At 62.1% G+C, this 24,874-nt stretch carries 30 protein-coding genes; 16 read left to right on the top strand and 14 right to left on the bottom strand.

The window, feature by feature from the left end:
• The 3 genes from ACQZ5H_RS19235 to ACQZ5H_RS19225 form a co-directional block, all read right to left on the bottom strand.
• Complete coding sequence (locus tag ACQZ5H_RS19235) at nucleotides 1-381, bottom strand: hypothetical protein (RefSeq protein ID WP_199627090.1); 381 nt, start codon at nucleotides 379-381, stop codon at nucleotides 1-3.
• Nucleotides 382-458: 77 nt separating this feature from the next.
• Nucleotides 459-770 (bottom strand): ATP-dependent Clp protease adapter ClpS, encoded by a 312-nt coding sequence (gene clpS / locus ACQZ5H_RS19230; protein WP_449098738.1) that lies wholly within the window; start codon nucleotides 768-770, stop codon nucleotides 459-461.
• A 98-nt stretch (nucleotides 771-868) separates the two neighbouring features.
• Nucleotides 869-1,147, bottom strand: coding sequence for an AbrB/MazE/SpoVT family DNA-binding domain-containing protein (locus tag ACQZ5H_RS19225; protein WP_449098737.1), 279 nt, complete (start codon nucleotides 1,145-1,147; stop codon nucleotides 869-871).
• 144 nt (nucleotides 1,148-1,291) lie between these two features.
• On the opposite strand from ACQZ5H_RS19225, the gene ychF reads away from it, so the two are divergent.
• From ychF to ACQZ5H_RS19210, 3 genes are read left to right on the top strand one after another with little or no spacing between them, the layout of a single operon-like run.
• A complete protein-coding gene (gene ychF / locus ACQZ5H_RS19220) occupies nucleotides 1,292-2,395 on the top strand; it encodes a redox-regulated ATPase YchF (protein WP_112719333.1) in 1,104 nt (367 codons plus the stop codon).
• Between the two features lie 51 nt (nucleotides 2,396-2,446).
• Nucleotides 2,447-2,908 (top strand): MaoC family dehydratase, encoded by a 462-nt coding sequence (locus ACQZ5H_RS19215; RefSeq protein WP_112719334.1) that lies wholly within the window; start codon nucleotides 2,447-2,449, stop codon nucleotides 2,906-2,908.
• Entirely contained in the window at nucleotides 2,905-3,372 is a 468-nt protein-coding gene (locus ACQZ5H_RS19210; protein ID WP_112719335.1) for a MaoC family dehydratase, read from the top strand. Before ACQZ5H_RS19215 ends, ACQZ5H_RS19210 begins: the two co-directional genes overlap by 4 nt.
• A gap of 14 nt (nucleotides 3,373-3,386) precedes the next feature.
• Here ACQZ5H_RS19210 and ACQZ5H_RS19205 read toward each other — a convergent pair whose 3' ends face one another.
• The 5 genes from ACQZ5H_RS19205 to ACQZ5H_RS19185 form a co-directional block, all read right to left on the bottom strand.
• Nucleotides 3,387-3,929 (bottom strand): adenine phosphoribosyltransferase, encoded by a 543-nt coding sequence (locus ACQZ5H_RS19205; protein WP_112719336.1) that lies wholly within the window; start codon nucleotides 3,927-3,929, stop codon nucleotides 3,387-3,389.
• A gap of 116 nt (nucleotides 3,930-4,045) precedes the next feature.
• The gene (locus tag ACQZ5H_RS19200) at nucleotides 4,046-4,930 is read right to left on the bottom strand and encodes a cytochrome c1 (RefSeq protein WP_112719337.1); all 885 of its coding nucleotides are present in this window, start codon (nucleotides 4,928-4,930) and stop codon (nucleotides 4,046-4,048) included.
• Between the two features lie 25 nt (nucleotides 4,931-4,955).
• Nucleotides 4,956-6,221, bottom strand: coding sequence for a cytochrome b (locus ACQZ5H_RS19195; protein WP_112719338.1), 1,266 nt, complete (start codon nucleotides 6,219-6,221; stop codon nucleotides 4,956-4,958).
• A gap of 14 nt (nucleotides 6,222-6,235) precedes the next feature.
• The gene (gene petA, locus ACQZ5H_RS19190) at nucleotides 6,236-6,814 is read right to left on the bottom strand and encodes a ubiquinol-cytochrome c reductase iron-sulfur subunit (RefSeq protein WP_112719339.1); all 579 of its coding nucleotides are present in this window, start codon (nucleotides 6,812-6,814) and stop codon (nucleotides 6,236-6,238) included.
• 239 nt (nucleotides 6,815-7,053) lie between these two features.
• Nucleotides 7,054-8,955, bottom strand: coding sequence for an ABC transporter ATP-binding protein (locus ACQZ5H_RS19185; RefSeq protein ID WP_449098736.1), 1,902 nt, complete (start codon nucleotides 8,953-8,955; stop codon nucleotides 7,054-7,056).
• A gap of 163 nt (nucleotides 8,956-9,118) precedes the next feature.
• On the opposite strand from ACQZ5H_RS19185, the gene ACQZ5H_RS19180 reads away from it, so the two are divergent.
• Complete coding sequence (locus tag ACQZ5H_RS19180) at nucleotides 9,119-9,349, top strand: CopG family transcriptional regulator (RefSeq protein WP_112719341.1); 231 nt, start codon at nucleotides 9,119-9,121, stop codon at nucleotides 9,347-9,349.
• 6 nt (nucleotides 9,350-9,355) lie between these two features.
• Here the strand turns inward: ACQZ5H_RS19180 and ACQZ5H_RS19175 are convergent, their stop codons facing one another.
• From ACQZ5H_RS19175 to ACQZ5H_RS19165, 3 genes are all read right to left on the bottom strand, one after another.
• Complete coding sequence (locus tag ACQZ5H_RS19175) at nucleotides 9,356-9,670, bottom strand: type II toxin-antitoxin system RelE/ParE family toxin (RefSeq protein WP_449098735.1); 315 nt, start codon at nucleotides 9,668-9,670, stop codon at nucleotides 9,356-9,358.
• Complete coding sequence (locus ACQZ5H_RS19170; protein ID WP_449098734.1) at nucleotides 9,667-9,936, bottom strand: ribbon-helix-helix domain-containing protein; 270 nt, start codon at nucleotides 9,934-9,936, stop codon at nucleotides 9,667-9,669. Before ACQZ5H_RS19170 ends, ACQZ5H_RS19175 begins: the two co-directional genes overlap by 4 nt.
• A gap of 100 nt (nucleotides 9,937-10,036) precedes the next feature.
• Complete coding sequence (locus ACQZ5H_RS19165; RefSeq protein ID WP_449098733.1) at nucleotides 10,037-11,893, bottom strand: ABC transporter ATP-binding protein; 1,857 nt, start codon at nucleotides 11,891-11,893, stop codon at nucleotides 10,037-10,039.
• A 376-nt stretch (nucleotides 11,894-12,269) separates the two neighbouring features.
• Between ACQZ5H_RS19165 and ACQZ5H_RS19160 the strand changes: the two genes are divergently transcribed.
• Nucleotides 12,270-12,731: a tRNA (cytidine(34)-2'-O)-methyltransferase gene (locus tag ACQZ5H_RS19160; protein ID WP_449098732.1), complete on the top strand. Its 462-nt coding sequence runs from the start codon at nucleotides 12,270-12,272 to the stop codon at nucleotides 12,729-12,731.
• Between the two features lie 5 nt (nucleotides 12,732-12,736).
• On the opposite strand, the gene ACQZ5H_RS19155 is transcribed toward ACQZ5H_RS19160, so the two are convergent.
• The gene (locus tag ACQZ5H_RS19155) at nucleotides 12,737-13,639 is read right to left on the bottom strand and encodes an alpha/beta hydrolase (RefSeq protein WP_449098731.1); all 903 of its coding nucleotides are present in this window, start codon (nucleotides 13,637-13,639) and stop codon (nucleotides 12,737-12,739) included.
• Between the two features lie 73 nt (nucleotides 13,640-13,712).
• Between ACQZ5H_RS19155 and ACQZ5H_RS19150 the strand changes: the two genes are divergently transcribed.
• The 4 genes from ACQZ5H_RS19150 to ACQZ5H_RS19135 all read left to right on the top strand — a co-directional run bounded on the left by ACQZ5H_RS19150 (nucleotide 13,713) and on the right by ACQZ5H_RS19135 (nucleotide 17,725).
• Nucleotides 13,713-14,351 carry a TetR/AcrR family transcriptional regulator C-terminal domain-containing protein gene (locus tag ACQZ5H_RS19150; protein WP_449098730.1) on the top strand — a complete coding sequence of 213 codons (639 nt, stop codon included), beginning with the start codon at nucleotides 13,713-13,715 and terminating at the stop codon, nucleotides 14,349-14,351.
• Nucleotides 14,352-14,448: 97 nt separating this feature from the next.
• Nucleotides 14,449-15,138, top strand: a complete 690-nt coding sequence (locus ACQZ5H_RS19145; protein ID WP_112719347.1) for a L,D-transpeptidase — start codon at nucleotides 14,449-14,451, stop codon at nucleotides 15,136-15,138.
• Nucleotides 15,139-15,151: 13 nt separating this feature from the next.
• Nucleotides 15,152-15,694 (top strand): OmpA family protein, encoded by a 543-nt coding sequence (locus tag ACQZ5H_RS19140; RefSeq protein WP_449098729.1) that lies wholly within the window; start codon nucleotides 15,152-15,154, stop codon nucleotides 15,692-15,694.
• Nucleotides 15,695-15,793: 99 nt separating this feature from the next.
• A complete protein-coding gene (locus ACQZ5H_RS19135) occupies nucleotides 15,794-17,725 on the top strand; it encodes an adenylate/guanylate cyclase domain-containing protein (RefSeq protein ID WP_449098728.1) in 1,932 nt (643 codons plus the stop codon).
• Here the strand turns inward: ACQZ5H_RS19135 and ACQZ5H_RS19130 are convergent.
• Nucleotides 17,700-18,341, bottom strand: a complete 642-nt coding sequence (locus ACQZ5H_RS19130; RefSeq protein WP_449098727.1) for a dihydrofolate reductase family protein — start codon at nucleotides 18,339-18,341, stop codon at nucleotides 17,700-17,702. The genes ACQZ5H_RS19135 and ACQZ5H_RS19130 overlap by 26 nt on opposite strands.
• Nucleotides 18,342-18,486: 145 nt before the next feature.
• Here ACQZ5H_RS19130 and ACQZ5H_RS19125 point away from each other — a divergent pair, with 145 nt between their 5' ends.
• The 5 genes from ACQZ5H_RS19125 to ACQZ5H_RS19105 all read left to right on the top strand — a co-directional run bounded on the left by ACQZ5H_RS19125 (nucleotide 18,487) and on the right by ACQZ5H_RS19105 (nucleotide 23,029).
• Nucleotides 18,487-18,840 (top strand): ArsR/SmtB family transcription factor, encoded by a 354-nt coding sequence (locus ACQZ5H_RS19125; RefSeq protein ID WP_449098726.1) that lies wholly within the window; start codon nucleotides 18,487-18,489, stop codon nucleotides 18,838-18,840.
• Nucleotides 18,815-19,303 carry an SRPBCC family protein gene (locus ACQZ5H_RS19120; protein ID WP_199627122.1) on the top strand — a complete coding sequence of 163 codons (489 nt, stop codon included), beginning with the start codon at nucleotides 18,815-18,817 and terminating at the stop codon, nucleotides 19,301-19,303. The genes ACQZ5H_RS19125 and ACQZ5H_RS19120 overlap by 26 nt, the downstream gene beginning before the upstream one ends.
• A gap of 96 nt (nucleotides 19,304-19,399) precedes the next feature.
• Nucleotides 19,400-20,383: a phosphotransferase enzyme family protein gene (locus tag ACQZ5H_RS19115; protein ID WP_449098801.1), complete on the top strand. Its 984-nt coding sequence runs from the start codon at nucleotides 19,400-19,402 to the stop codon at nucleotides 20,381-20,383.
• 84 nt (nucleotides 20,384-20,467) lie between these two features.
• Complete coding sequence (locus ACQZ5H_RS19110; RefSeq protein WP_449098725.1) at nucleotides 20,468-21,118, top strand: glutathione S-transferase family protein; 651 nt, start codon at nucleotides 20,468-20,470, stop codon at nucleotides 21,116-21,118.
• Nucleotides 21,119-21,382: 264 nt separating this feature from the next.
• Nucleotides 21,383-23,029: a Na/Pi cotransporter family protein gene (locus ACQZ5H_RS19105; RefSeq protein ID WP_449098724.1), complete on the top strand. Its 1,647-nt coding sequence runs from the start codon at nucleotides 21,383-21,385 to the stop codon at nucleotides 23,027-23,029.
• Nucleotides 23,030-23,035: 6 nt separating this feature from the next.
• On the opposite strand, the gene ACQZ5H_RS19100 is transcribed toward ACQZ5H_RS19105, so the two are convergent.
• Nucleotides 23,036-23,299 carry a hypothetical protein gene (locus ACQZ5H_RS19100; protein WP_112386242.1) on the bottom strand — a complete coding sequence of 88 codons (264 nt, stop codon included), beginning with the start codon at nucleotides 23,297-23,299 and terminating at the stop codon, nucleotides 23,036-23,038.
• A gap of 165 nt (nucleotides 23,300-23,464) precedes the next feature.
• Here ACQZ5H_RS19100 and hemF point away from each other — a divergent pair, with 165 nt between their 5' ends.
• Nucleotides 23,465-24,379, top strand: coding sequence for an oxygen-dependent coproporphyrinogen oxidase (gene hemF, locus ACQZ5H_RS19095; protein WP_112719356.1), 915 nt, complete (start codon nucleotides 23,465-23,467; stop codon nucleotides 24,377-24,379).
• A 112-nt stretch (nucleotides 24,380-24,491) separates the two neighbouring features.
• Entirely contained in the window at nucleotides 24,492-24,758 is a 267-nt protein-coding gene (locus ACQZ5H_RS19090) for a hypothetical protein (RefSeq protein ID WP_112719357.1), read from the top strand.
• Nucleotides 24,759-24,874 lie beyond the last annotated feature (116 nt).

The raw sequence follows: 24,874 nt of genomic DNA, 5'->3' as shown, positions 1-24,874 counted from the left end.
CTATAGGCCGATGCTGTGCAGCCGGTAGAGGAAGAGGTTCCACAGCGCCGAAAACCCGCTGTCGATCATCCAGGCAATCGCGCCCGAGGCTCCCGGCGAAAACAGCATGACCAGCAGACCGCCGACCGTGCTCAGCATCACCGAGATCCGGAAATTCTTCAGGCTGTCGAGCCGGTAGTAGCCGTTGTCATCATATTCGGTGCCGAACAGCAGATCGGGAAGGTTGTAGCCGCTGGAAAGCGGCAGATCCATCAGCGGCCGGTCCGTGATGCGATCCGGCAGCACGTTGAACACCGCCCGGCACACATGGCCGATGGCGCCGAGCAGCGCAAAGATCGCCGCCGCCACGAAATAATGCCAGGTCGCCGCTTCAGCAGGCATGAGCGCCTCCTCGTTTCGCCCATCCTGCGGCAAAACAGCGGAGATCGAATGAAGAGGACTGGTTAAGAGATCGCCAACTATTCTTCCGGTTCGGCCGTCAGCATCAGCGGAAAACCCGCTTCCTTGGCATAGTCCATCGCCTCCTTGACCTTGGTCTCGGCGATATCCTTGGCACAGACCACCACGACGCTCGACCCCAGCTTGTGGGCGGTCAGCATGATCCTGTAGCCGACCTCTTCGCTCATCTTGAACACAGCCTTCAGCACCATGGTGACGAATTCACGCGGCGTATAATCGTCGTTGAACAGCATCACCTTGTAGAGCTTCGGCTTGTCCAGTTTTGGCTTGATCTTGGTTTTTGGCTTCAAGACAACGTCGTTGTCACTCATGGGAAGTCCACCGTCGATGATAGGGGGTGTGCGACTGCACAGTTGTTAATTTGGCCGAAGCGCTTTGCAATTCAAGCCTGATCTAGCCCGGGCAACCGCTATCTCTTGCCTGCCCAACCTTCTTCGATAGCCTCGTTAAGCTCATCGATTGTATAGCGCTTGCCTGTCGTGTTCTCCAACATACCAAAAATCGCCTCGATCGGCAGCTTCCTATTGTCAGCCTCGATTTGACGCTCCTTGGCGCCAGCGTCGACTATCGCAAATCCGCCCGGCTGGAGAGTAACTTCAATTTCGTCTCCCGGTCCAATGCCGAGATGCTCAAGGATTGCTTGATCGAGAGTGATCTGGTTCTCAGCGGTAACTTTCAGGCGCACCATCAGATCACTCCTACCCCCGCAAAAGTAAGGCAAATCCGCCTTACTCGCAAGGTTGATGGCCTGCCATCCATCGCAAGTCTTGACCGCGGGGCGCCATTCCCCCATAGGCAAGGCAACGATTTCAGCGAATACGGACATTCAGCCATGGGCTTCAAATGCGGTATCGTCGGTCTGCCGAATGTCGGCAAGTCGACCCTCTTCAACGCGCTCACCAAGACGGCAGCGGCGCAGGCGGCAAACTATCCCTTCTGCACGATCGAGCCGAACACCGGCGAAGTCGCCGTTCCCGATCCGCGCATGCAGAAGCTGGCGGCGATCGCCGGCTCCAAGGAAATCATCCCGACCCGCATCTCCTTCGTCGACATCGCTGGCCTCGTGCGCGGCGCCTCGAAGGGTGAAGGCCTCGGCAACAAGTTCCTCGCCAACATCCGCGAAGTCGATGCCGTGGTACACGTGCTGCGCTGCTTCGAAGACGACGACATCACCCATGTCGAGGGCCGCATCAATCCGGTCGGAGACGCCGACACGATCGAGACCGAGCTGATGCTCGCCGACCTCGAAAGCCTGGAGCGCCGCGTCGAGCAGACCCGCAAGCGCGCCGCCAGCAAGGACAAGGATTCCGTGGCGCAGCTGCCGATCATGGAAGCCGTGGTCAAGCTCCTCAACGAGGGCAAGCCCGCCCGTCTTCTCCTGAAGACGCTGGCGCCCGAGGAAATCGAGATCCTCAAGGGCCTCAACCTCCTGACCTCGCATCCGGTCCTCTACGTCTGCAATGTCGCCGAGGCCGATGCCTCCACCGGCAACGAGCACACCAAGGCCGTCGCCGAAATGGCCGAGAAGCAGGGCGCCGAATGCGTCATCATCTCGGCCGCGATCGAATCCGAAGTGGCGCAGCTGCCGGAAGAAGAATCCAAGGAATTCCTCTCCGCGCTCGGCCTCGAGGAAGCCGGTCTCGACCGCCTGATCCGCGCCGGTTACCACCTGCTCGACCTGATCACCTATTTCACCGTCGGCCCGAAGGAAACGCGCGCCTGGACGATCGTGCGCGGCACCAAGGCCCCGCAGGCCGCCGGCGTCATCCACACCGATTTCGAACGCGGCTTCATCCGCGCCTTCACCATCGGCTACGACGACTACATCAACTTCAAGGGTGAAGTCGGCGCCAAGGAAGCTGGCAAGGGGCGCGACGAAGGCAAGGAATATATCGTCGCCGACGGCGACGTGATCCACTTCCGCTTCAACACGTAAGCGTCCGCGCTTTAGCAGGCGTTCGCGCGATCGCTGGGAGGGCGAAGCGAAATGAAGCTAGCATTTGAAGACTTCGAACCGGGCCGCAGCTTTCCGCTCGGCCCGATTCCGGTGACGGCCGAAGAGATCATCGAATTCGCCACCGAATTCGACCCGCAGCCCATGCATACGTCCGAGGCCGCCGGCAAGGCCAGCATCCTCGGCGGTCTCGCCGCCTCCGGCTGGCATACGTCGGCGCTGTTCATGCGGATGATGGCCGAGGGCTACCTGCTGAATTCCTACTCGCAAGGCGCCCCGGGCATCGATCTGATGGAATGGAAGAAGCCGGTGCTGGCCGGTGATACGCTCTCCGGCCGCTCGATCGTCCTGGAATCCCGGCTGATGCGCTCGCGCCCGGGCATCGGCATTGCCCGCTTCAAGCACGAGATCGAGAACCAGCGCGGCGAACTCGTCTGCTACTCCGAAAACTGGATCATGTTCAGCACCCGTGAAGCGGGGGAGACGCGCGCATGAGGATGACCGAGCTCTACACCGTCGGCCAGAAGATCGAAATCGGCAGCTACACCTTCACCGAAGAGCGGATCGTCCATTTCGCCACCCGCTTCGATCCGCAGCGCTTCCATGTCGACCGTGAGGCCGCAAAGCACACGCTGTTCGGCGATCTCTGCGCCTCCGGCTGGCACAATTGCGCAGCCTGGATGCGGACCTTCCTGGATTACTGGATGGCGCAGAGCGTGCGCCTTGCCAAGGAGGGGCTCGCCGCCCCGAAGCTCGGCCCCTCGCCCGGCTTCGAGAAGCTGCAATGGCTGAAGCCCGTCTTCGTCGATGAGACGATCGCCTATTCGGTGACCTTCCTCTCCAGCCGCCCGCTCGCATCGCGCCCGGGCTGGCATCTGAACAAGATCCTCAACGAGGGCGTCAACCAGGACGGCGTCCCGGTCATCCGCTTCGAAAGCAGCGTCCTCGAATTCGAATAGGATAAGCCGGGTGATTAATGCCCTGCAAATTCCACCAGCGTATGAACATCGACGCCGAGCTCTTCGAGCTTCTTGCGGCCGCCGAGATCCGGCAGGTCGATGACGAAGCAGGCGCCGACCACTTCGGCGCCGATCTGGCGCAAGAGCTTGGTCGCGCCGACGGCGGTGCCGCCGGTGGCGATCAGGTCGTCGACGAGAATGACCTTCTCGCCCGGCTGCACCGCATCGCGATGCATCTCCATTTCATCGACGCCATATTCCAGGCTGTAGGCGATGCGCACGGTCTCGTGCGGCAGCTTGCCCTTCTTGCGGATCGGCACGAAGCCGGCCGACAGCTGGTGCGCCACGGCGCCGCCGAGGATGAAGCCACGCGCCTCCATGCCGGCGATCTTGTCGACCTTCAGGCCCGCATAGGGCTGCACCAGCTCGTCGACGGCGCGGCGGAAGGCGCGCGGATTGCCGAGCAGCGTGGTGATGTCGCGAAAGATGATGCCGGGCTTGGGATAGTCCGTAATGGAGCGGATGCTGGCGGCAAGCTCCGAGGCAATGGTGTTCATGGAAAGTCCGTCTGTCTGCGAGGGCACGAAGAGGCTGCACCCTATCAATTGCCCGAGGCGGAACCAACAAAAAAGGCGGCCCGGAGGCCGCCTTTTGCAATCGGTATCGAACCCGCTCAGTGGTCCTTGCTGGCGTAGACAGAACGCTTCGTCAGGAAGATGAGACCCGAGAAGATCAGCAGGAACACCATGACCATGAAGCCGGTGCGCTTGCGCTCTTCGAGATGCGGCTCTGCAGCCCACATCAGGAAGGCCGAAACGTCGCGCGAATACTGGTCGACGGTCTGCGGCGAACCATCGTCATAGGTGACCTGGTCGTCGGAGAGCGGCTTCGGCATCGCGAAGGCTGCAGCGGCATGGAAGTACGGGTTGTAGTGTGCACCAGCCGGAACCTGGAAGCCAGCCGGCGGATCCTGGTAGCCGGTCAGCAGCGAATGGATGTAGTCCGGGCCGCTTTCCTGGTACTGGGTGAAGATGTCGAAGACGAACTGCGGGAAGCCGCGCTCGACTTCACGAGCCTTGGCGAGCAGCGACATGTCCGGCGGAGCCGCACCGTTGTTGGAGGCTGCAGCAGCTTCCGCATTCGGATAGGGCGACGGGAAGTGGTCGGACGGAACAGCCTTGCGGGTGAACATTTCACCGTTGGCATCAGGACCGTCCTGGACTTCGTAATTTGCCGCGAATGCCTTCACCTGCGCGTCCGAGTAGCCGAGGTTGCTCAGCATGCGGAACGGCACGAGGTTCATCGAGTGGCAGGCAGAACAGACTTCGGTGTAGACCTTCAGACCGCGCTGCAGCTGGCCCTTGTCATAGTGACCGAAGGGACCTGCGAAGCTCCACTTTTCCTCGGTCGGCTCCTTCAGAGGATAGTGCGGGGTCGCGCTTTCCTCGTGATGGGCCGGAGCTGCACCGGCGGCCGGTGCTGCATCCTCGGCGAAAGCAGCGCCGGCAAAAGCGGCGACGGCTGCGAGCGACAGAATGCTTGTAACAAGCTTTTTCATGTTTCTATTTCCTTCCGCCGCTCGATTATGCCTTGGCCGCAGACTTGGCACGCTTCTCAAGCACCGCTTCAGTGATCGAGTTCGGAATGCGGCGCGGCGTCTCGACGAGACCAAGCACCGGCATGGCGACCAGGAAGAAAGCGAAGTAGAGCAGAGTGCAGATCTGCGAGATGGTGGTGAACAGGCCTTCGGCAGGCTGGGAACCGAGCCAGCCCAGGATGATCGCGTTGATCACGAACAGCCAGTAGAACAGCTTGTACCACGGACGGTAAACGGCCGAACGGACCTTCGAGGTGTCGAGCCACGGCAGGAAGAACAGCACGATAATCGCGCCGAACATCACGAGGACGCCGCCGAGCTTGGAGTCGATCGGACCGACATTGAAGGTGATCGAGCGCAGCATCGCGTAGAACGGCAGGAAGTACCATTCCGGAACGATGTGAGCCGGGGTCTTCAACGGGTCAGCCGGGATGTAGTTGTCGGCGTGACCGAGGAAGTTCGGCAGGTAGAAGACGAAGTAGGCGTAGACGAGCAGGAAGATCGAAACGCCGAGCGCATCCTTGAGCGTTGCGTAAGGCGTGAAACGGACGGTGTCCGTCTTCGTCTTGACTTCGACGCCGGTCGGGTTCGTCTGGCCGGTGACGTGCAGCGCCCAGATGTGCAGGATAACAACGCCTGCGATCATGAAGGGCAGCAGGTAGTGCAGCGAGAAGAAGCGGTTCAGCGTCGGCTGGTCAACGGCAAAGCCGCCGAGCAGGAACTGCTGGATCCACTCACCGACCAGCGGGAAGGCCGAGAAGAAGCCGGTGATAACGGTCGCGCCCCAGAAGGACATCTGACCCCAGGGCAGAACGTAGCCCATGAAGCCCGTCGCCATCATCAGGAGGTAGATGACAACGCCGAGGATCCAGAGGATTTCGCGCGGTGCCTTGTACGAGCCGTAGTAGAGGCCGCGGGCAATGTGCAGGTAGACGGCAACGAAGAAGAACGATGCGCCGTTGGCGTGCATGTAGCGCAGCAGCCAGCCGTGGTTGACGTCACGCATGATCTTTTCAACCGAGTTGAAAGCGATCGACGTGTCGGCGGCGTAGTGCATCGCAAGCACGATACCGGTCAGGATCTGAACGACCAGCATGACCGAAAGCATGGCACCGAAGGTGTAGGCATAGTTCAGGTTACGCGGAACCGGGTATGCAACGAAGCTGTCATAGATCATACGCGGCAGCGGAAGGCGCGCGTCGATCCATTTTTCCAAGCCGGTTGATGGCTCGTAGCTGGAATGGCCACTCATGTATCAGTCTCCCCTCAACCGATCTTGATCTTAGTGTCGGACACGAACGAAAAGGTCGGAATCGCCAGGTTCTGCGGCGCCGGACCCTTACGGATGCGGCCGGCCGTGTCGTAGACCGAACCATGGCAGGGACAGAACCAACCGTTATATTCGCCGGCCTGACCAAGCGGCACGCAGCCGAGATGGGTGCAGGTACCGATCATGACGATCCAGTTTTCCTTGCCCTTGCCGCCCGAGCGGTCGATGCCGGTCGCCTGAGCGTCTGCAGGAAGGTTTGCGTTGCGTGCAACCGGATCCTTGAGGTCTGCCATCGGCGTATCGTCGGCAGCCTTGATTTCTTCCGGCGTACGGTTGCGGATGAAGATCGGCTTGCCGCGCCACTTGACCGTCAGCGACATGCCGGGCGTCAAGCTTGTAACGTCGACTTCGATCGACGCCAGTGCCAGCGTCGATGCATCCGGGCGCATCTGATCGATGAACGGCCATGCGACCGAAACAGCGCCGACTGCACCCGCCATACCTGTGGTGAGATAAAGGAAATCACGGCGAGTGGGCTCTGCTGAAGCCCCGCTTGTCGTATCGTGTTCGCTCACGGCTAAACCATCCTCTGCGAATTTTTGCGGAATTCCGCCCTGCCCCTCTCGACGGCGAATCAGTCAAAGACACAATTCGGCCATAGATTCCCCGCCAATCCGGCGCGTTCTATGCTTGATCGCAAATTATGTCCAGCCTTGACAAGGGGCTGACGGCACAATGTCGCGGGAATTTTCAGATGAAATTTTCAAGTCAATCCGCAGGCTTCGCGGGTTTGCAGGGCGTTTGCGCCTAAGGTCTAGACCACGCTCGCCTCACGCCCGCTTTGCGCCCCGGCGTCCCCATCATCCGACGCGAGGAACCCGCCCGACTGGCGCGCCCATAGCTCGGCATAGAGCCCGCCCCTGGCAATCAGCGCCTCATGCGTGCCTTCCTCGATGATTTTGCCCTGATCGACGACGATCAGTCGGTCGAGGGCGGCAATGGTCGAGAGCCGGTGAGCGATGGCAAGCACCGTCTTGCCGTCCATGATCCGGTTGAGGTTCGACTGGATCGCCTCTTCCACTTCCGAATCCAGCGCCGACGTCGCTTCGTCGAGCACCAGGATCGGCGCGTCCTTCAGCATCACGCGGGCAATGGCGATACGCTGGCGCTGGCCGCCTGAGAGTTTGACGCCGCGCTCGCCGACATGGGCGTCAAAGCCCTTGCGGCCATTCTGATCCTGCAGCCGGTCGATGAAGCCCATCGCCTCGGCCCGGGTCGCGGCCTCGATCAGCTTGCCCTCGCCCGCATCCGGACGGCCGAAGAGGATGTTGTCGCGCACCGAGCGGTGCAGCAGCGAGGTATCCTGGCTGACGACGCCGATCTGCATGCGCAGCGTCTCCTGGCGCACCGCAGAAACATCCTGGCCGTCGACAAGAATCCGCCCGCCCTCGACGTCGTACATTCTGAGCAGCAGGCTGACGAGCGTCGACTTGCCGGCGCCCGAGCGGCCGACGATGCCGACCTTTTCGCCCGGCGCGATCGTCAGCGAGAAATTGTCGATAACGCCTTTGCCCTTGCCATAGTGGAACGAGACATTCTCGAAGCGGATGCTGGGCTCGCGGATGACCAGCTCCTTCGCATCCGGCTTGTCGACCAGACCCAGCGGCTGCGAGATCAGTTCGGCGGCGTTCTGGATCGTGCCGAGATTGCGCATGATGCCGTTGAACTGCGTCATCAGGCGGCCGAGCAGGAAGTTGAGGCGCAGCACCAGCGCCAGCGAGAAGGCAACGGCACCGGAGCTTACGAGACCGCGCAGCCAGAGATCGACGCTGAGCCCCGCCATCGTCACGATCATCAGGCCCGACAGCAGTGCCATGGAGGCACGCACGCCGGTGATGAAGCGTGTGAAGCGCAGCACCGTTTCCTGATACATGTCGAAGCCCTGCCGCATGTAGCGATCGCTTTCCTCATCACGGGCGAAGAGCTTCAGCGTCTGGATATTGCTGTAGGAATCGACCATGCGGCCGTTCAGCATCGAGGCGGCCTCGGCCGTCTCGCGGGAGTGATAGCGGATGCGCGGCACGAAATAGCGCGCCAGCACGCCGAAGGCGATGAGCCAGAAAAGCACGACCGCCGCGAGCGAGAAATCCAGCCGCGCGACGAGAAACAGCGTCGTCGCCGCATAGATGCCGACGAACCAGACGCTCTCCATCAGCGACGTCACGAGGTCGCCGACCGCCTGCCCTGCCGACCACACCTTGGTGACGATGCGGCCTGAAAAATCGCTCTGGAAGAAATGCAGCGATTGGCGCGAGACATGCAGATAGGACTGCCAGCGCGCCAGATTGTAGAAGCCCGGCGTGATCACCTGCTGATCGACCAGCGCCGTCAGGAAGGCGACGACGAAGCGCACGATGCCGATCAGCGCCAGCATGCCGAAGATCTCGCCGCCATGATCGGCGAGCAATCCGCTCCAGCCGACACCCGGTTTGATCGTGCTCAGGATATCGACCAGCCGGCCGACGAACCAGAACAGCGCCGCCTCGATCGCCGCCGAAATGCCGCCGAGGATAAGCATGGCGACGAAGGGCCAGCGCGCCTGGCCGATATAGAACCAGATGAAACCCAGCGTCGAACGCGGCGGCTGGATTTTGTCGCGCGGACGGAAGGGATCGACCCAGTTTTCGAACAGGCTGAGGATGGGGCTCAAGAACATATCGCCGATATAGGCTGAAACCCAAAAGCGGCAAAGAGCATCGCCTCTCGCCACAACCTTATATTTTGGTAATATTCGATAATATCGGCGTGAGGGCCGTTGAATGCCGCTGACCTCAACACAATCTCGGAGTACAATCGCCGCTCAACGGAGATACCCCGGCATGGAAACGAAAATGCTGAAAGCGCATATTCCGCTTCCTCTTGCGGAAAGACTTCACGACGTCGCAAATCATCTCGGCATCGAACCATCGGCCATCGTCGGCGAAGCGATCGCCGCATGGCTGGAACGCGAGGAAGAACGCCGCCTCCTCGACCTGCGCTCGCTCGCCAGCGCCAACGCCATGTTCGTGGTCGAAACCCACCGCGTCACGGATTGGGCGGATAGTTTGTAGGCAGGCTCAGAGCGCGTGGAGAATGGATGGCAGGTCCCGTTTGCCATGCAGGACGCGCAGCACGATAATCTGACCATTGCCCGTCAGATAATAGGCGCGGATATCCTCGAAACCGTCGATTGGCCAGGCCCGTAGGCCCGCGAGCGCGGGATTGGCGAAATGTCTAGGCGCGCCGGAGTTCGGCTGCTCGGCAAGACGGCCGAACGAGCGCTCCACCGAAGAGATGAAACGATCGGCGATGATTTCGCCGGCATGCTCCAGAAGATATGAAAACTGCGCGAGAATATCGCGCCGGGCAGCCGGTTTGACGACAAGCTTCAAGGCGCCTTCTTTCCCCGCTGTGCTGCCAACAGATGCGCCGCCTCTTTCTTCAGGTCGCTCCAGAACTCGGCATTTGCCTCGGCGCCATCGCCGGAAGCCAGCCCTTCGAGAAGCAGAGCCTCAAGCCGCGCATCATTCTCGCGTGCCTGTGCGTCGCGGATCAGCGTGCGAAAATACTCGCTGACATTGCCGTAGCCCTTACTCGCCATCTGGCTCTCGACAAAAGCCTTGAGATTGTCGGGAAGAGAAATCGTCACCGTAGCCATTCCGGTCTCCTTGCAATGCTGAAGAGAGGATAGCTGCCTTCTTAACTGTTCTCAATAGTTAAGAAGCCCTCCCCGCTTTCGGCGGGAGGGCTTCTTCTTGTCACTCCGCCGCTTCTTCCGGCTCCGCCTCATGATCGGCGAGGAAGCCGCCGGACTGGCGGGTCCAGAGGTCGGCATAGATGCCGCCATGGCCGACGAGTTCACCGTGCGAGCCTGACTCGATGATCTTGCCCTTGTCGAGCACGATCAGCCGGTCCATCTCCGTCAGCGTCGACAGGCGGTGGGCAATGGCGATCACCGTCTTGCCCTGCATCAGCGCGAAGAGGTTTTCCTGGATCGCCGCTTCCACTTCGGAATCGAGCGCCGAGGTTGCCTCGTCGAGCACCAGGATCGGCGCGTCCTTCAGGAAGACGCGGGCGATGGCGATACGCTGACGCTGGCCGCCGGAGAGCTTGACGCCGCGTTCGCCGACCTGCGCATCGAGCCCCTTGCGGCCATGCATGTCGGAGAGCCCTTCGATGAACTCCCAGGCATTCGCCCGCTTCGCCGCCTCGATCACCTCCGCGTCCGTCGCTTCAGGACGTCCATAGGCGATGTTGTCGCGGATCGAGCGGTGCAGCAGCGAGGTATCCTGCGTCACGACCCCGATCAGCGCGCGCAGGCTTTCCTGCGAGACCGCCGAGATATCCTGTCCGTCGATGGTGATCCGCCCGGCTTCCAGATCATAGAAGCGTAGGAGCAGGTTCATCAGCGTCGTCTTGCCGGCGCCCGAGCGGCCGACCAGACCGACCTTCTCGCCGGCCTTGATGTCGAGCGACAGGTTCTCGATGATGCCCTTGCCCTTGCCGTAGTGGAAACCGATCCGCTCGTAATGGATCGCGCCGCGCTTAGCCTGCATCAGCGGCGCGCCCGGCTTGTCGGTGATGTCGTGGCTCTTCGTCATCATCTCCATGCCGTCATAGACGGTGCCGATGTTCTCGAAGAGCGCCGAAACTTCCCACATGATCCATTGCGACATGCCGTTGACGCGCATTGCGAGACCAATGGCAATGGCGATCGCGCCGACCGAGATCTGGCCGTTCAGCCAGAACCAGATCGACAGGCCGGAGATCACGAACAGCGCCACGCAGTTGTTGATGTAGACGGACATGTGGAACAGCGTCACCCGCCGCATCTGGCGGTAGACCGTCTGCAGGAACTCGTCCATGCCTTCCTTGGCGTAGCTCTCCTCCCGTCCGGCATGCGAAAACAGCTTCACCGTCGCGATATTCGTATAGCTGTCGACCACCCGCCCGGTCATCATCGAGCGCGCATCGGCCTGCTGTGCCGCGATCTTGCGCAGCCGCGGCACGAAATAGGAGACGATGCCGACATAGATGCCGAGCCAGGCGAGGATCGGGATCATCAGCCGCCAGTCCGCCGCCGCGATCACCACGATCATCGAGATGAAATAGGTGACGACATAGACGAAGACGTCGAGGATCTTCATCACCGTTTCGCGCACCGCCAGCGACGTCTGCATCACCTTGGTCGCAACGCGTCCGGCGAACTCGTTGGCAAAGAAGGTCATGCTGTGACGAAGCAGGAAGCGGTGCATCTGCCAGCGGGCGATCATCGGGTAATTGCCGAGCAGCACCTGGTGCATGATCAGCGAATCCAGACCCGCCGCAAGCGGCAGGCCGATCAGAATCAGGGCGCCCATCATCGCCAGCCGCGGCCACTCGGTTTCGAGGAAGGTCGCCTTGTCGGCATTTGTCAGCCAGTCGACGATATCGCCGAGAAACTGGAAAAGCGCGACTTCGCCGATGGCAATCAGCGCGGTCAGCACTGCCATGGCGGTCAGCCAGGGCGCTGCCGGCTTCGTATAGTGCCAGCAGAAGGCAAAGAGCCCCCGCGGAGGCGCAACGGGCTCCTCGACGGGAAAGGGTTTCAACCGCTGTTCGAACCAGCCAAACATGAAAATGCTCCGGAACTTATCGTCCCGCCTCCCGGCTCGCGCAAATCCGCGCATGAGCTCATATGGGAGCGGGACGCTTTGGGAACGAGGCCATAACAGCCGCGCAATGGATCAAAATGGGGGATTTTGAGAAAACGATGCGCCTTAAGCGCGCCGTGTCACCAGTGGTCGTTCGACGACTGGAAGGCGCATAAGCAGCACAATATTCATGTCGGCCCTCCCTGCTGGCGATTGAAGATGTGCACCGATAACGCGAAAATCGCGTAATTTCCAGCCGAAAATCGGCGGAAATTGAACATTTCGGGGTCAAAATGCGCCTTGTTGCACCCGAAACACACATGCTCTAGGACCGATCGACATTCTTCTGGAGACTGCGATGACCGACCTCAGACTGGCGCTGTACCAGCCCGACATTCCCGGCAACACGGGAACGATCCTGCGATTGGCCGCCTGCCTCGGTTTCGGCGTCGACCTGATCGAGCCCGCCGGCTTCGACATTTCCGATCGCAATCTGAAGCGCTCGGGCATGGATTATCTCGCGATGGCGGCGCTCACCCGCCACGTCAATTTCGATCGTTTCGAGGAATGGCGCGCAACCACAGGGCGCCGCCTGATCCTGGCCTCGACCAAGGCCTCCAGCCCCTATACCAGCTTCGCCTTCCGCCCGGATGACATCCTGCTCTTCGGCCGCGAAAGCGCCGGCGTGCCCGACCACGTCCACGACAAGGCTGACAGCCGCATCCTGATCCCGATGGTCGAAGGCCAACGCTCGATCAACGTCGCGGTGTCCGCCGCGATGATCACCGGCGAAGCCATGCGCCAGACGGTCTGGGGCTGACCCTTCTACGAGGCCTGCTGTACTAAGGCCGCGATGCGCGAAGCGACCGGCTCGATAAACGCCGGATCGAGGGCGTGCCCCATATCCGCAACGACAGAGAGCTCAGCCCGCGGCAGCATGGCCGCTGCCCATTCGGCATGGGCAGGCGGGAAGATCGGGTCCATGCTGCCGTGAATAACAAGGCAGGGCAGATCGAGGCCCGCGAGATCCGCAGCAGTCAAGGCCGCCGTCGCGATCTGCGCCTTGCTGTGATTGCTGTGGTTCGCCATCTTCGCCAGCCCGGCATGGCGGCGCGCGACGACCGCCCGCCCTATCGCCAGCCAGAAGCCCTCGTCGAATGGCGACTTCGGCCCAGCCGCCAAGCGGAAATTCTCTACAAAGCGCCGGGCTGCATCCTCATCCGATTGCGCCGGGACGCTGTTCAGCGCAATCACCGCCCGGACGTAATCAGGCGCCGGTCTCGGTAGCTGGCCAGGCTCCTCTGGCTTGCCGGTGAAGGCATCGTTCTTGGGTCCGAGATCGGGAGACGACATCAGTGTCGTGATGCTGGCAACGCGCTCCGGATGTTTCAGACCGGCCATAAGGGCGGTCACCCCGCCCTGCGACAGACCGGCAATATGGCAGCGTCCAATGCCGAGACAATCGAGCAGCCCGAAGGCGTCGCCGACGAGATCGTCGAGCGTATAGGGCCGTTCCTCGAAATCGACATAGGTCGAAAGCCCGGTATCGCGCTGGTCGTAGCGGATGACCCGAAGCTCCGCATCCGCAAGGACCTCGCAGAAGCGATCCGGCCAGACGATCCCGGGCGCACTGTTTCCCATCATCAGCAGGATAACAGGATCGCCATCGCGGCCGAATTGGTCGAAAGCCAGCTCGATACCACCAACATTCACAACACCGCTTTCCATGCTCGCTCGCTCAAATTTATCATCGATAAATTCACTTATCGATGATAAATTCCGCCGTCAAGTTGGAGCCGCCATGAAGATCACCCAGACAGATATCGTCCGCGAAGCCCTCATCCTCCTGAACGAGGTGGGCCTCGACAAACTTTCGACCCGGATGGTCGCCGCCCGCCTGGGCGTGCAGCAACCGGCGATCTACTGGCATTTCAAGGGCAAGCGCGAACTGATGGACGCGATGAACGCAGCAATCATGCGCTCGTCCCACCCGGCCCGCCTTCCCGATGACGGCGACGATGCCAGATCCTTCCTCGTTAAAAGCCATCATAGCTTCCGGCGCGCGCTTCTGACCTATCGCGACGGCGCCCGCGTCCATGCAGGCTCTCGGTCCGAAGCGTCAGACAACGACGCGGCCGAACGGCAGCTCGCCTTCCTGGTGGCTCGGGGCCTCAACGCCAATCTCGCGCTCCGCATCCTGATCACGCTGTCGCGTTTCACCGTCGGCTTCATCATGGAAGAGCAATCGGAAGCCGAGCACCCGCCGCAGCTGTCGCCCGACGCAAGCGGTACGCACCCGCTGCTGACGGCCGCCTTCGCGGACTACGCCAGCCTGTCGCAGGATCAGCTCTTCCTCGATGGCCTCAATGCCATTCTCGACGGCTTCCTGGCGCAGCACCGCAATATCGGCATCGGCCCCGCGAGTAACGCGACGGCCTGAAACTGAGATTTCAGCAGCTCCATCCAAGATTCCATCTTGAGACATAGAGAAAATCTGATTTACTGCGCCCAACTGCTTGGCTTGGGGGAAATGGCCGATGGAGTTTAAGCGCAGGGATATTATCCGCGGGGGCGTTGCGTTACTTGGTGCCGGTGCATTTCAGCATCCGGCATTTGCCGCGCCGGCCTCCTACTTTGCCGGACCCGCCGTCGATAATGGCGTGACCTACCAAAGCACGAATTTCGCCAAGATCGACAAGCGCTGGCGCCGCCAGGTCGTCAAGTATTTCAGCACCGAGCCGATCGGCACCGTTGTCGTCGATACGCGCCACCACTTTCTCTATGTGATCATGGAGAACAAGACGGCGATCCGCTATGGCGTCGGCGTCGGCCGCGAGGGTTTCCAGTGGTTCGGCCGCGCCACTGTTGACGCCAAGTCGCTCTGGCCGCGCTGGACACCGCCGCCGGAAATGCGCAAGCGCCATCCGGAACTGCCGGAATTCGTCGCCGGCGGTTCGCCGAAGAACCCGCTCGGGCCGCGCGCCATGTATCTGCACCGCGACGGCGTCGATACCGGCTACCGTTTCCACGGCACGCTAGAGCCCTGGAGCATCGGCAAGGACGCCTCCAGCGGCTGCATCCGCATGTTCAATGAGGACGCGATCGACCTCTACCAGCGCTGCCCGATCGGCACCGCCGTACAGGTCCTGCCGCATATCGCCGATCAGGCCGAAACGGCGGCGCAGGTTGCCCAGCCTGCAACCGCTGCCCAGCCGCCGGTTCAATGAGGAAAGCGCCCCGATGATCGCAACGAACGGATCTCTCAGCCGCTTTGCCTGCATGGCGGCCATCCTGCTCTCGCTCTCTGCCTGCACCACCAGCAATCTCACCGCCTCCGTGGAAGAGCCGCCCGCCACGCCGATGACCGGCGAGACCAACGACCCCGCCCCCGGCTTCGAGAATGTCAGCGCCGGAAGCGAGGAAGACTTCATCCTCAATGTCGGCCGCCGCACCTATTTCACGCAGGATTCCGCCGCTCTCGATTCGGTCGCCAAGGCGACGCTCGACAATCAGGCGGCCTGGCTCGCACGCAATCCGACCTGGCTGATCAAGCTGCAGGGCTTTGCCGACGATTCCGGTTCGCCAGCGGCGATGCAGTCGCTGTCGCAGAAGCGCGCCGATGCCGCCATGGCCTATCTCGTGTCGAAGGGTGTGGACCCGAAGCGCATGTGGGCCAAGGGCTATGGCAACGACCGCGAAGTGCGCGATTGCACCGACCGCTCCTGCAAGGTGCAGAACCGCCGCGTCGTCACCAACCTGCGCACCACGCCCGACGCCGTCTAGCCGTAGGCCCGCGTGAAAGCGATGCCGGCCAGAAGCCCCTCCGCCGGCATCGAAACGATATGAAAAACTGAGACATGTCCGCATTGCGAGGGACATCGCGTGCATTGGTCCAAACCTCTGAGACTGCATCTCGGCGTCCTCGTCGTGGGATCGCTGCTCTGCACCTCCACGCCGATCATCTGGCTGGCATTCAGCCACGGCAAGCAAGCCGCCGTCAGCGCCGGGGCGCAGCAGATGCGCGAGATGAGCCTGCGGCTGATCGAGGGCTACCGCAACACGCTGCAGGGCGGCACCGAGACCGTGGCGCTGGCCTCGACGCTACCGCAGCTCGCCTCCCCGCCGCTGCAGGATCTGCAGGCCAAGCAGGATTTCTTCCTGGAGGTCCTGCGCAACATCCCGAACGCCACCAGCATCTATACCGGCTACTCTGACGGCTCCTACCTGCAGGTGATCAGCACCACGCGGCGCGACGTCCGCCAGACGCTGGCCGCCCCTGACGGCGCCGCCTTCGCGATCCGCACGATCGCCGGGCGGCAGACCGGCAGCGTCACCTCGACGCTCCGCTTTCTCGACAGCCGGGCCGCTCCGCTCGGTGAACGGGCCATCGACTACACCTCCTTCGATCCGCGCGAACGGCCGTGGTACCGCTCCGCCACGGAAGCCCGCGCGGCGATCTCGGTCGGCCCCTATGTCGCGGGGACGTTGGGCGTCCCGACGCTGACCATTGCGGCACCAATGCGTGACAATCAAAACGTCGTAGTCGGCATCAATATCCATCTGCAGACGGTTGGCCGCATGCTCGATGCGGAAGGCATCTCGCCGAATGCACGCGCCTACATCATCGACGATGCCGATGATCTCGTCGCTCATTCCGATCCCGGCGTCATGGAAAGGCTGCTGCAGATCTGGGCGAAAAGCTCCGCTCCGGTCGATACGACCATCGACAGTTTCGACACCAGCCTGCAGACCGTCGCGCGGCTGCGCCACGATCCGGCCTTTGCCAATGGCGGCCTGGCGCGGCTGCAGATCGACGGCGCCCCGCACCTGATCCAGATCGCTCCGGTCGAAGTCTCCGGCCTGTTCAAGGGCGATGTCGCGGCCATCATCGTTCCACTCGACGATCTCGTCTCGCAGGCCGATCGGCTGCTCGTCCATAACCTTTTGATCGCCGCTGCCTTCCTGATCGCCGGCGTCGTGGCGTCGATTGCGCTATCGGGCATGGTCAGCCGCTCGCTGAACCGGCTGGCGGATGAAGCGCGCCTGATCGGCGATCTCGACATGCGCGAGAAGCCCGTCTCGCATTCCTGGATCACCGAGATCAACACGCTGGCAATGGCACTGGCCGCCAGCCGCCACGCCATCCGCCAGTTCGCGCTCTACGTTCCCCGCGAGGTCGTCCGGCGCATCGTCAATTCCGATGGGCGAGCGCTCGCCGAAGCCAAGCGGCAGCAGGTGACGGCGCTCTTCACCGATATCCAGGACTTCACGACCATCGCCGAGCGGCACTCCCCCGAAGATGTCGTCGATACGCTCTCGGCCTATTTCGAGCTGCTGAACGCGATCGCCGAACGCCACGGCGGCACCGTCGTGCAATATCTTGGCGATTCCATCTTCGTCATGTGGAATGCGCCGGTGCCGGACGAAGATCATGCCGAACATGGCTGCCGCTGCGCGCTTGCCATGAAGCAGGCGATCGGCGTCCTGAACGAAAAGAACCGGAGGAGCGGCCGCCCGGAACTCTTCACCCGCTTCGGCCTCCACACCGGCCCCGCCGTCGTCGGCAGCTTCGGCGCCGTCTCGCGGCAGCAATACACGGCAATGGGCGACACGATCAACGTCGCCTCCCGCCTCGAAGGGCTGAACAAGCAGTTCGGCACCTCGATCCTGGTCAGCGCCGCAACCCGCGACGCCGTCATCAACAGCTTCGAATTCCGCCCTCTCGGCCTCGTCGAGGTGAAAGGCCGCGCCGAGAAGGTCGATATCTGGGAGCTCGCCGGCGTCGCGGCTAGCGATGGAAGGTCAGGTGAATGACGCCACTCGGCGCCGTTTCCGACTTGACTGTATAGCCGGCCTCCAGACCGCGCAGATCGTCCCACAGGCATATACCGCGCCCGAGCAGGATCGGCGTGATCGCCACATGCAGGCGATCGACGAGCCCAGCCTTGAGAAACTCGCGAACGACGGTCGGGCCGCCGCCGACCCGCACATCCCGGCCGTTGGCCACCGCTGTGGCCTGCTTCAGCGCATCCTGCGGCGTCGCGCTGATGAAATGGAACGTGGTGCCACCCGCCATTTCCAGCGACGGGCGGGCCCTGTGGGTGAGCACGAAAACCGGAACCTGGAACGGCGGCTCGTCGCCCCACCAGCCCTGCCAGTCGGGATCGTCAGGGTGATTATGAAGGCCGAACATGCCGGCACCCATGATCTCGGCGCCGATACTCTCGAAATATTCCCGGGCATAGTCGTCGTCGATATCAGTCGTCCCCGCCCCGCTCGTATCCTTGAAGACGCGCTCGCGAAACGTCCGCGTCGCCATATAGGCGCCGACGAGACGCGGCCAGTCTTCACCGAAGGGAACCTCGGGCGTCTGATCCGTCGTCGTTGCGAAACCATCGAGCGAGATCATGAGGTCGACACGTACTGCCACTGGAACTCTCCTTGCGAAGTTGCACCTAGCCGCCCCAATCATTGGAGCACGAATACTAAGGTAAATGCCTTTATATAGATCCGAAACACTAAGGCAAGTACCTTATGGTTGTTGACTGCCGGGCGAACTCGTTTTACTGATTCACATGCCTTACCATTCGACCCCGCTGGACCTCGCCTTTCACGCCCTCAGCGACCCGACGCGGCGCGCCGTCATCTCGCGGCTGATCGAGGGCGAAGTCCCGGTTACCGTGCTCGCCGAGCCTTTCGACATGACGCTCCCCTCCTTCGCCCAGCATCTGAAGGTGCTCGAGGACTGCGGCCTGATCGCCAGCGAAAAGCGCGGCCGCAGCCGCTGGTGCCGCCTGGTGCAGGCCCGTTTCGACGAGGCCGCCGACTGGATGATATCGGAACGCAAGCGCTGGACCGGCCGGCTCGACCGGCTGGAAGCCTATCTCGACAGCCAAGAGGATGATGAAGGACATGGCAAATCCGTTTGACACCTGGTCGCTCGACCGGGAAATCGTGCTGGTCAAGGTGCTGAACCACCCTCGCCACAAGGTTTTCGCCGCCTGGATGGATCCGGCGGCGCTGGCGCAGTGGTACGGCCCCAAGGATCTCTCGATCGAGAACCATGAAGCAGACATCCGCGAGGGCGGCATCTGGCGCTTCGACATGGTCGGCTTGTTCGAAGGCAAGCAGCAGCGCTTTGCCAATTTGATCCGCTTCCTCGAGATCGTGCCGGACGAGCGCATCGTGATGGAGCACGGAGCGGAGGATTCGGATGATCCCAATCGTTTCCGCGTCACCGTCACCTTCGACGAGCAGTCCGACGGCAAGACGGTGCTGACCATGCGCCAGCTCCACCCCACCCCCGAACGCCGCCGCTTCGTCATCGGCTTCGGCGCTGTCGAATACGGCCTGCAGACGCTGGATGGCCTCGCGGCCTGGCTGGACAGGTGAACGCACGAGCCTGCAACTGCTGATCGGTACTTGACTTTCGCCCGGCTCGCGCAATCCTCCACGTCAAAGTCAGGACGCAGCCGGGGAGCATCGGTCATACTGAATTTTCCGCCGCTATATTCGACGGCGCGCTGTGACGCGATCGCCAGGCTTGTCGAGAACAACTATCCGATCGAAGCACCCGTCTCCTGCCAGATGCTGGAGCGCGGGCTGAACGATGTCTACCGCGTTACCGGCCAGAACGCGGAGCGCTACATATTCCGCATGTCGCAGCACCGGGCACGCGGCCCCGCCGATGTCAGAAGCGAGACCGCATTCCTGACGCATCTTGCCCAATCTGGCGTCCCCGTCGCCGCCCCGATCGAGGCCCGGGACGGCCGCTTCTTCGTCGAAACCGATGCGCCCGAGGGTCCCCGCCCCGGCGTTCTCTTCCAGGCGCTGGATGGCCGCGAGCCTGATACGGCTGGCCTCGACGACGCACGCGCCCACGGCAAGACGCTGGCAATGCTGCACAATGCGGCCGAAAGCTTCTCCGCCGAAGAGGCGCGCTACCGGCTCGACCTAGACTACCTGCTGTGGCAGCCACTGGCCCGGATAGGCCAGAGCGGCCTCGTCGAAGACCCCGATGTCTTCAAGGAGTTCGAGCGCCTGGCGGAGGAGACCAGCAACGCAATCAAAGCCTTCGGCGAGCTGACATGGACCTATTGCCATGGAGACTGCCATGGCTTCAACGCCCGCATCGATGACGCCGGCGAAGCCGTTCTCTTCGATTTCGACGACAGCGGCCCCGGCTACCTTGCCTACGACCTCTCCGTCTTCCTGTGGGCAAACGTCTCCTTCGGCCGGAGCTCGACGCGCAGATGGACGGCCTTCATCGAGGCCTATCGCGCCGTCCGTCCGATCAAGGCTGACGATCTCGAGGCCGCGCTGCATTTCGTCATCGTCCGCCATTTCTGGCTGATGGGAGAATACGCATCCCGCGCCGATGAATGGGGGCGCAACACCATCCGCTGGGTCGCGCGGGAAGCGGAGTTCCTCAAGGCATGGAAGGCTTCACAGCTCAGCGGCCGCCTGCTCTAGCGCCGCTCGCCGCCGAATATGGGCCAATGTCGGAACCTGGATTGCTCGCACGTCTTCAAGACAGACAATCCACAGGAGGCAGCCATGACGATCACCATCACCGCCTTTGAATGCTCCCCCGATCGCGGCCGGGGCCTGGCGCGGGACATGCGGGTGCGATGGGCGCTCGAAGAGACCGGCCGGGCCTATGACGTCCGCCTCGTCACCTTCGAGACGATGAAGCAGCCCGCCCACCTGGCGCTCCAGCCCTTCGGCCAGATCCCGACCTATGAGGACGGCGCGTTGGCAATCTTCGAATCCGGCGCCATCGTGCTCCATATCGCCGAACAGTTTCCGGGCCTGCTGCCCGCCGACCAGAACGGCCGTGCCCGCGCCATCGCCTGGCTCTTTGCGGCCGTCAGCACCGTCGAGCCCGTCATCGTCGAGCGCGAAGCGGCCGGCTATGCGGAGCGCAACGAGAGCTGGTACGAGCAGCGCCTCCCCTTGTTGACCGATCGTATCCGCGTAAGGCTGACCGAGCTCTCCAACAGTCTCGGCACTGCCGACTGGCTGGATGGCGATTTCAGCGTCGGCGACCTGCAGATGGTCTCGGTGCTGCTGCGGCTGAAAAGCTCCGGCCTGCTCGAAGAATTTCCAAACCTCGCGGCCTATGTCGCCCGTGGCGAAGCCCGCCCAGCCTATCAGCGCGCCTTCGAGGCTCAGCGCGCTGTTTTTCTCGCCTCGCAGGCGCGTTGATCTTCACGTTTCGGCCGCAAATCATCTGCAGCCGATGAGCGTAACAGACTACCAATACCATTGATTTCCAGCGGCTCCGCCGTAGATGACGGAGCATCCCCGCAATATGTCGCAAACGGCGTTGTGTTGCGGTCAAATCGGCCTATTATTATTAGCCGGGCAAACAAAAATCCGTCACTGCGCAGCAATTTCAACGAATTGGCAATGACGTGATTCTAGGATGCACAGCATTGCAAACACCAGTGAAGAAGAAGACTGCTGCTAATGGAATCCACGATCGTCATGATAAATCTGTTCGGTGCCGTAGCCTTGCTGCTGTTCGGCCTCGCGCAGGTGAAGGACGGCGTGTCGCGGGCCTTCGGCGCCAAGCTCAGAACCGGGCTGGCGACAGGTACCCGCAGCGGTCTTCGCTCCTTCCTCTCCGGCTTCGTCGCCACCATCGCGCTGCAGAGCTCGACGGCAACGGCGCTGATGGTCGCCTCCTTCGTCGAGCGTGAGCTCGTCAAGCCGCGCATGGCGCAGATCGTGCTCCTCGGCGCCAATGTCGGCACCGCCGTCACCGCCTGGATCGTTGCGACCGGCATCGAGTGGCTGTCGCCGCTCGTCATCCTTGCCGGCATCGTGCTCTATCGCAGCGGCTCGACCTCCCGCCAGGGCGGCGGCACGGCGCTGATCGGCATCGGCCTGATGCTGCTGTCGCTGCATCTTCTCAGCAGCGCCACCGAGCCGATGCGCCAGTCGCCGGCGCTTGCCGCCTTCATCGGCCTGCTCGACAATGCCTGGCCGGTGGCCCTCGCCTTCTCCGCCGGCATCGCCTTCATTTCCTCCTCCAGCCTTGCCGCCGTCGTGCTGATCCTGTCGCTCGCCTCGACCGGCATCCTCTCGGCAGGCCTGATCATCGTGCTGGTGCTCGGCGCCAATCTCGGCGGCGCCATTCCGCCGGTCGTCGCCTCGCTCTCGGGCCCGCCCTCGGCGAAGCGCGTCACGCTCGGCAATCTGATCGTGCGCGCCATCGGCTGCGCCGTCGCGCTGCCGCTCGCCGGCTACGGCGCCGATATCCTGGAAATGCTGCCGCTCTCGCCCGCCAAGCTCCCGGTCGACGCCCATCTCGGCTTCAACCTGATCCTCGCCGCACTCGCCTGGCCCTTCTCACGCCTGCTGTCGAAGCTGATGCTGCGGCTGGTCCCGGAAGAAGCGCAGCCCGACAATGCGCCGAAATATCTCGATCAGGGCGAGCTCTCGACGCCGGTCGTAGCCCTTGCCAGCGCCACCCGCGAGACGCTCGGCGTCGGCGATCTCATCGAACGCATGCTGATGCGCGCCGCCGACGCCTTCGAGAAGGATGATCTCGCCAAGCTCAAGGAAATCCCCTCGCTGGAAAAGCGCGTCGACAGCCTGCAGCAGGAGGTGAAGATCTATCTCTCCAAGCTCGGCCGCGAGGGCCTCAGCGAGGAAAACGGCCGCCGCTCGATCGTCATCATCGATTACGCCATCAACCTCGAGCATATCGGCGACATCATCGAGAAGGGCCTGCTGCCGCAGGTCACCAAGAAGGCCTCGCTCGGGCTGAAATTCTCTGAGGACGGCTATGAGGAGCTGAAGAAGCTCTTCCACCTGACGATCGACAACCTGCGCATCGCCCAGACCATCTTCGTCACCCGCGACTTCAAGCTCGCCAAGCAGATGATGGAAGTGAAGGTCGAGGTCCGCCGCATGGAGAAGCAATCCTCCGAGCGCCATTTGGAACGCCTGCGCGACGGCCGCGCCGACAGCCTGCAGACCAGCTCGCTGCATCTCGACATGTTGCGCGACCTGAAGCGCATCAACGCCCATATCGTCTCAGTCGCCCACCCGATCATGGACGAGCACGGCCTCCTCATCGAAAGCCGTCTCAAGGATGCTGCTGAGTAAAGACGATCAATCCGCCGATGGCAGCCGCCGCATGGTGAACTCGATCTGGTCATTGTCGAGCTGACGCCAGCTTTCGACCTCGGTCCAGTAAGCCGCCTTCGGATATTCGGCAAACCACTCGCGGGCCTTCGCTCGCGCGTCGAGCAGCGCCAGCCTGTATGTTTCGCGCACGAAGCGGTCCGCTCCCGTCCGGGGTGTCCCCTCGGCGCGGTGCCGCTCTATCCTGCGCTTCAAGCCGTCGAATGACGGAGGTCCCGGAATTTTATTCATGAAACCTACCTCTGCCGGAAAAAGGTAGTATCGAACCCGCTAATTTGCGAGTCGAATCTTGGCTGCGGCCTTCCGCCCGCTGGCGACTGGCGCTCCTAGCTGATAGGAGGCGTCGCAATCAGGAATGACGGGTTGCGGCTTTGGCTGCGGCCTATGGGGGTAAGTATGGAAAGACCAGTATTGCCGGCAGGCCTTCCCGCCGACATCGAGGACAAGAAGCTCGCGGCGCAGACCTGGTTCCGGCAGCTGCGCGATACGATCTGTTCCACCTTCGAGACGCTGGAAGATGAACTCGCCGGACCGATGTCCGATCGCGAGCCGGGCCGCTTCGTCGGCAAGGACTGGTCGCGCGACAATGGCGCGGGCGGCGGCGGGCGCATGTCGATGATGCACGGCCGCGTCTTCGAGAAGGTCGGCGTCCACACCTCCACCGTCTATGGCGAATTCGCCCCCGATTTCCGCGCCCAGATCCCCGGCGCCAATGAGGACCCGCGCTTCTGGGCTTCCGGCATCTCGCTGATCGCCCATCCCGTCAATCCGAACGTTCCCGCCGTGCACATGAACACCCGCATGGTCGTCACCTCCACCCGCTGGTTCGGCGGCGGTGCCGACCTGACGCCGGTTCTCGACCGGCGCCGCACGCAGGAGGACGCGGATACGCAGCTCTTCCACAAGGCGCTCGAGCTCGCCTGTCGCCAGCATCAGGGCATCGCCGATTACGATGCCTACAAGAAATGGTGCGACGAATACTTCTTCCTGAAGCACCGCAACGAGCCCCGCGGCACCGGCGGCATCTTCTATGACTGGCTGCATTCCAGCCCGGAAGCCGGCGGCTGGGATGCCGATTTCGCCTTCACGCAGGATGTCGGCAGGGCCTTTGCCGCAGTTTATCCACAGATTGTTCGCGCCAATTTCAACAAACAGTGGACGGAACAGGATCGTGAGGAACAATTGATTCGTCGCGGTCGATATGTGGAGTTTAATCTCCTCTATGATCGCGGTACCATCTTCGGGCTGAAGACGGGTGGCAACATCGAGTCGATTCTGTCGTCCATGCCGCCGACAGTAAAATGGCCGTAACCGGAACACTGTACGATAACGTACGGGTAAAAACCCGGTGACTGGCCTTCAAGAAGTGTGAACGCGTTCTAAATCAATTTGTATGTGCATAACAATCGGAGGAGGATTGTCGATGACGATACAAAGCGGTTCATCCGCGGATGCAGAGCAATCATCCCGCATAATCGAAGCCCCGGAATTTCTGAACCGTCTTGCCGAAGACATGCGCGCAAAGAGCGGTTCGGACCTGCCTCTCTCCTGCTATATCGAGCAGGTGAAGCTGCAGCTTGCAGGCGGCAAATCGCCGGAAGAGCTGCAGGGCCAGACCCGTGAAAGCGCCAATTCCAACACGCCCTACCAGTCTTCGGACTGCTACCGTTTCTGGGCGATGCCGGAATAACGCCAAGTCCATGCCGGCCGGTCCTGTCAGATCGGCCGGAACCTTCTCCCCTCTTTGCACATTCAAGCTACGCGTGAGTTTGCGCGATCCTGTCATGTTCCGGATCAAGGAGGATA

The organism is Rhizobium sp. 21-4511-3d, assembly GCF_053522545.1.
This window is presented reverse-complemented; position numbering and strand designations above follow the sequence as displayed.

What these genes read in the sequence shown, in the direction of transcription:
- ACQZ5H_RS19205 (WP_112719336.1), bottom strand. Translation starts at nt 3,929, where the DNA reads ATGAACACCATTGCCTCGGAGCTTGCCGCCAGCATCCGCTCCATTACG.
- ACQZ5H_RS19105 (WP_449098724.1), top strand. Translation starts at nt 21,383, where the DNA reads ATGGAATCCACGATCGTCATGATAAATCTGTTCGGTGCCGTAGCCTTG.
- ACQZ5H_RS19210 (WP_112719335.1), top strand. Translation starts at nt 2,905, where the DNA reads ATGAGGATGACCGAGCTCTACACCGTCGGCCAGAAGATCGAAATCGGC.
- ACQZ5H_RS19195 (WP_112719338.1), bottom strand. Translation starts at nt 6,221, where the DNA reads ATGAGTGGCCATTCCAGCTACGAGCCATCAACCGGCTTGGAAAAATGG.
- ACQZ5H_RS19225 (WP_449098737.1), bottom strand. Translation starts at nt 1,147, where the DNA reads ATGGTGCGCCTGAAAGTTACCGCTGAGAACCAGATCACTCTCGATCAA.
- ACQZ5H_RS19160 (WP_449098732.1), top strand. Translation starts at nt 12,270, where the DNA reads ATGACCGACCTCAGACTGGCGCTGTACCAGCCCGACATTCCCGGCAAC.
- ACQZ5H_RS19120 (WP_199627122.1), top strand. Translation starts at nt 18,815, where the DNA reads ATGAAGGACATGGCAAATCCGTTTGACACCTGGTCGCTCGACCGGGAA.
- ACQZ5H_RS19165 (WP_449098733.1), bottom strand. Translation starts at nt 11,893, where the DNA reads ATGTTTGGCTGGTTCGAACAGCGGTTGAAACCCTTTCCCGTCGAGGAG.
- ACQZ5H_RS19110 (WP_449098725.1), top strand. Translation starts at nt 20,468, where the DNA reads ATGACGATCACCATCACCGCCTTTGAATGCTCCCCCGATCGCGGCCGG.
- ACQZ5H_RS19170 (WP_449098734.1), bottom strand. Translation starts at nt 9,936, where the DNA reads ATGGCTACGGTGACGATTTCTCTTCCCGACAATCTCAAGGCTTTTGTC.
- ACQZ5H_RS19090 (WP_112719357.1), top strand. Translation starts at nt 24,492, where the DNA reads ATGACGATACAAAGCGGTTCATCCGCGGATGCAGAGCAATCATCCCGC.
- ACQZ5H_RS19235 (WP_199627090.1), bottom strand. Translation starts at nt 381, where the DNA reads ATGCCTGCTGAAGCGGCGACCTGGCATTATTTCGTGGCGGCGGCGATC.
- ychF (WP_112719333.1), top strand. Translation starts at nt 1,292, where the DNA reads ATGGGCTTCAAATGCGGTATCGTCGGTCTGCCGAATGTCGGCAAGTCG.
- clpS (WP_449098738.1), bottom strand. Translation starts at nt 770, where the DNA reads ATGAGTGACAACGACGTTGTCTTGAAGCCAAAAACCAAGATCAAGCCA.
- ACQZ5H_RS19215 (WP_112719334.1), top strand. Translation starts at nt 2,447, where the DNA reads ATGAAGCTAGCATTTGAAGACTTCGAACCGGGCCGCAGCTTTCCGCTC.
- ACQZ5H_RS19180 (WP_112719341.1), top strand. Translation starts at nt 9,119, where the DNA reads ATGGAAACGAAAATGCTGAAAGCGCATATTCCGCTTCCTCTTGCGGAA.
- ACQZ5H_RS19100 (WP_112386242.1), bottom strand. Translation starts at nt 23,299, where the DNA reads ATGAATAAAATTCCGGGACCTCCGTCATTCGACGGCTTGAAGCGCAGG.
- ACQZ5H_RS19125 (WP_449098726.1), top strand. Translation starts at nt 18,487, where the DNA reads ATGCCTTACCATTCGACCCCGCTGGACCTCGCCTTTCACGCCCTCAGC.
- ACQZ5H_RS19140 (WP_449098729.1), top strand. Translation starts at nt 15,152, where the DNA reads ATGATCGCAACGAACGGATCTCTCAGCCGCTTTGCCTGCATGGCGGCC.
- ACQZ5H_RS19200 (WP_112719337.1), bottom strand. Translation starts at nt 4,930, where the DNA reads ATGAAAAAGCTTGTTACAAGCATTCTGTCGCTCGCAGCCGTCGCCGCT.
- ACQZ5H_RS19185 (WP_449098736.1), bottom strand. Translation starts at nt 8,955, where the DNA reads ATGTTCTTGAGCCCCATCCTCAGCCTGTTCGAAAACTGGGTCGATCCC.
- ACQZ5H_RS19155 (WP_449098731.1), bottom strand. Translation starts at nt 13,639, where the DNA reads ATGGAAAGCGGTGTTGTGAATGTTGGTGGTATCGAGCTGGCTTTCGAC.
- ACQZ5H_RS19150 (WP_449098730.1), top strand. Translation starts at nt 13,713, where the DNA reads ATGAAGATCACCCAGACAGATATCGTCCGCGAAGCCCTCATCCTCCTG.
- ACQZ5H_RS19145 (WP_112719347.1), top strand. Translation starts at nt 14,449, where the DNA reads ATGGAGTTTAAGCGCAGGGATATTATCCGCGGGGGCGTTGCGTTACTT.
- hemF (WP_112719356.1), top strand. Translation starts at nt 23,465, where the DNA reads ATGGAAAGACCAGTATTGCCGGCAGGCCTTCCCGCCGACATCGAGGAC.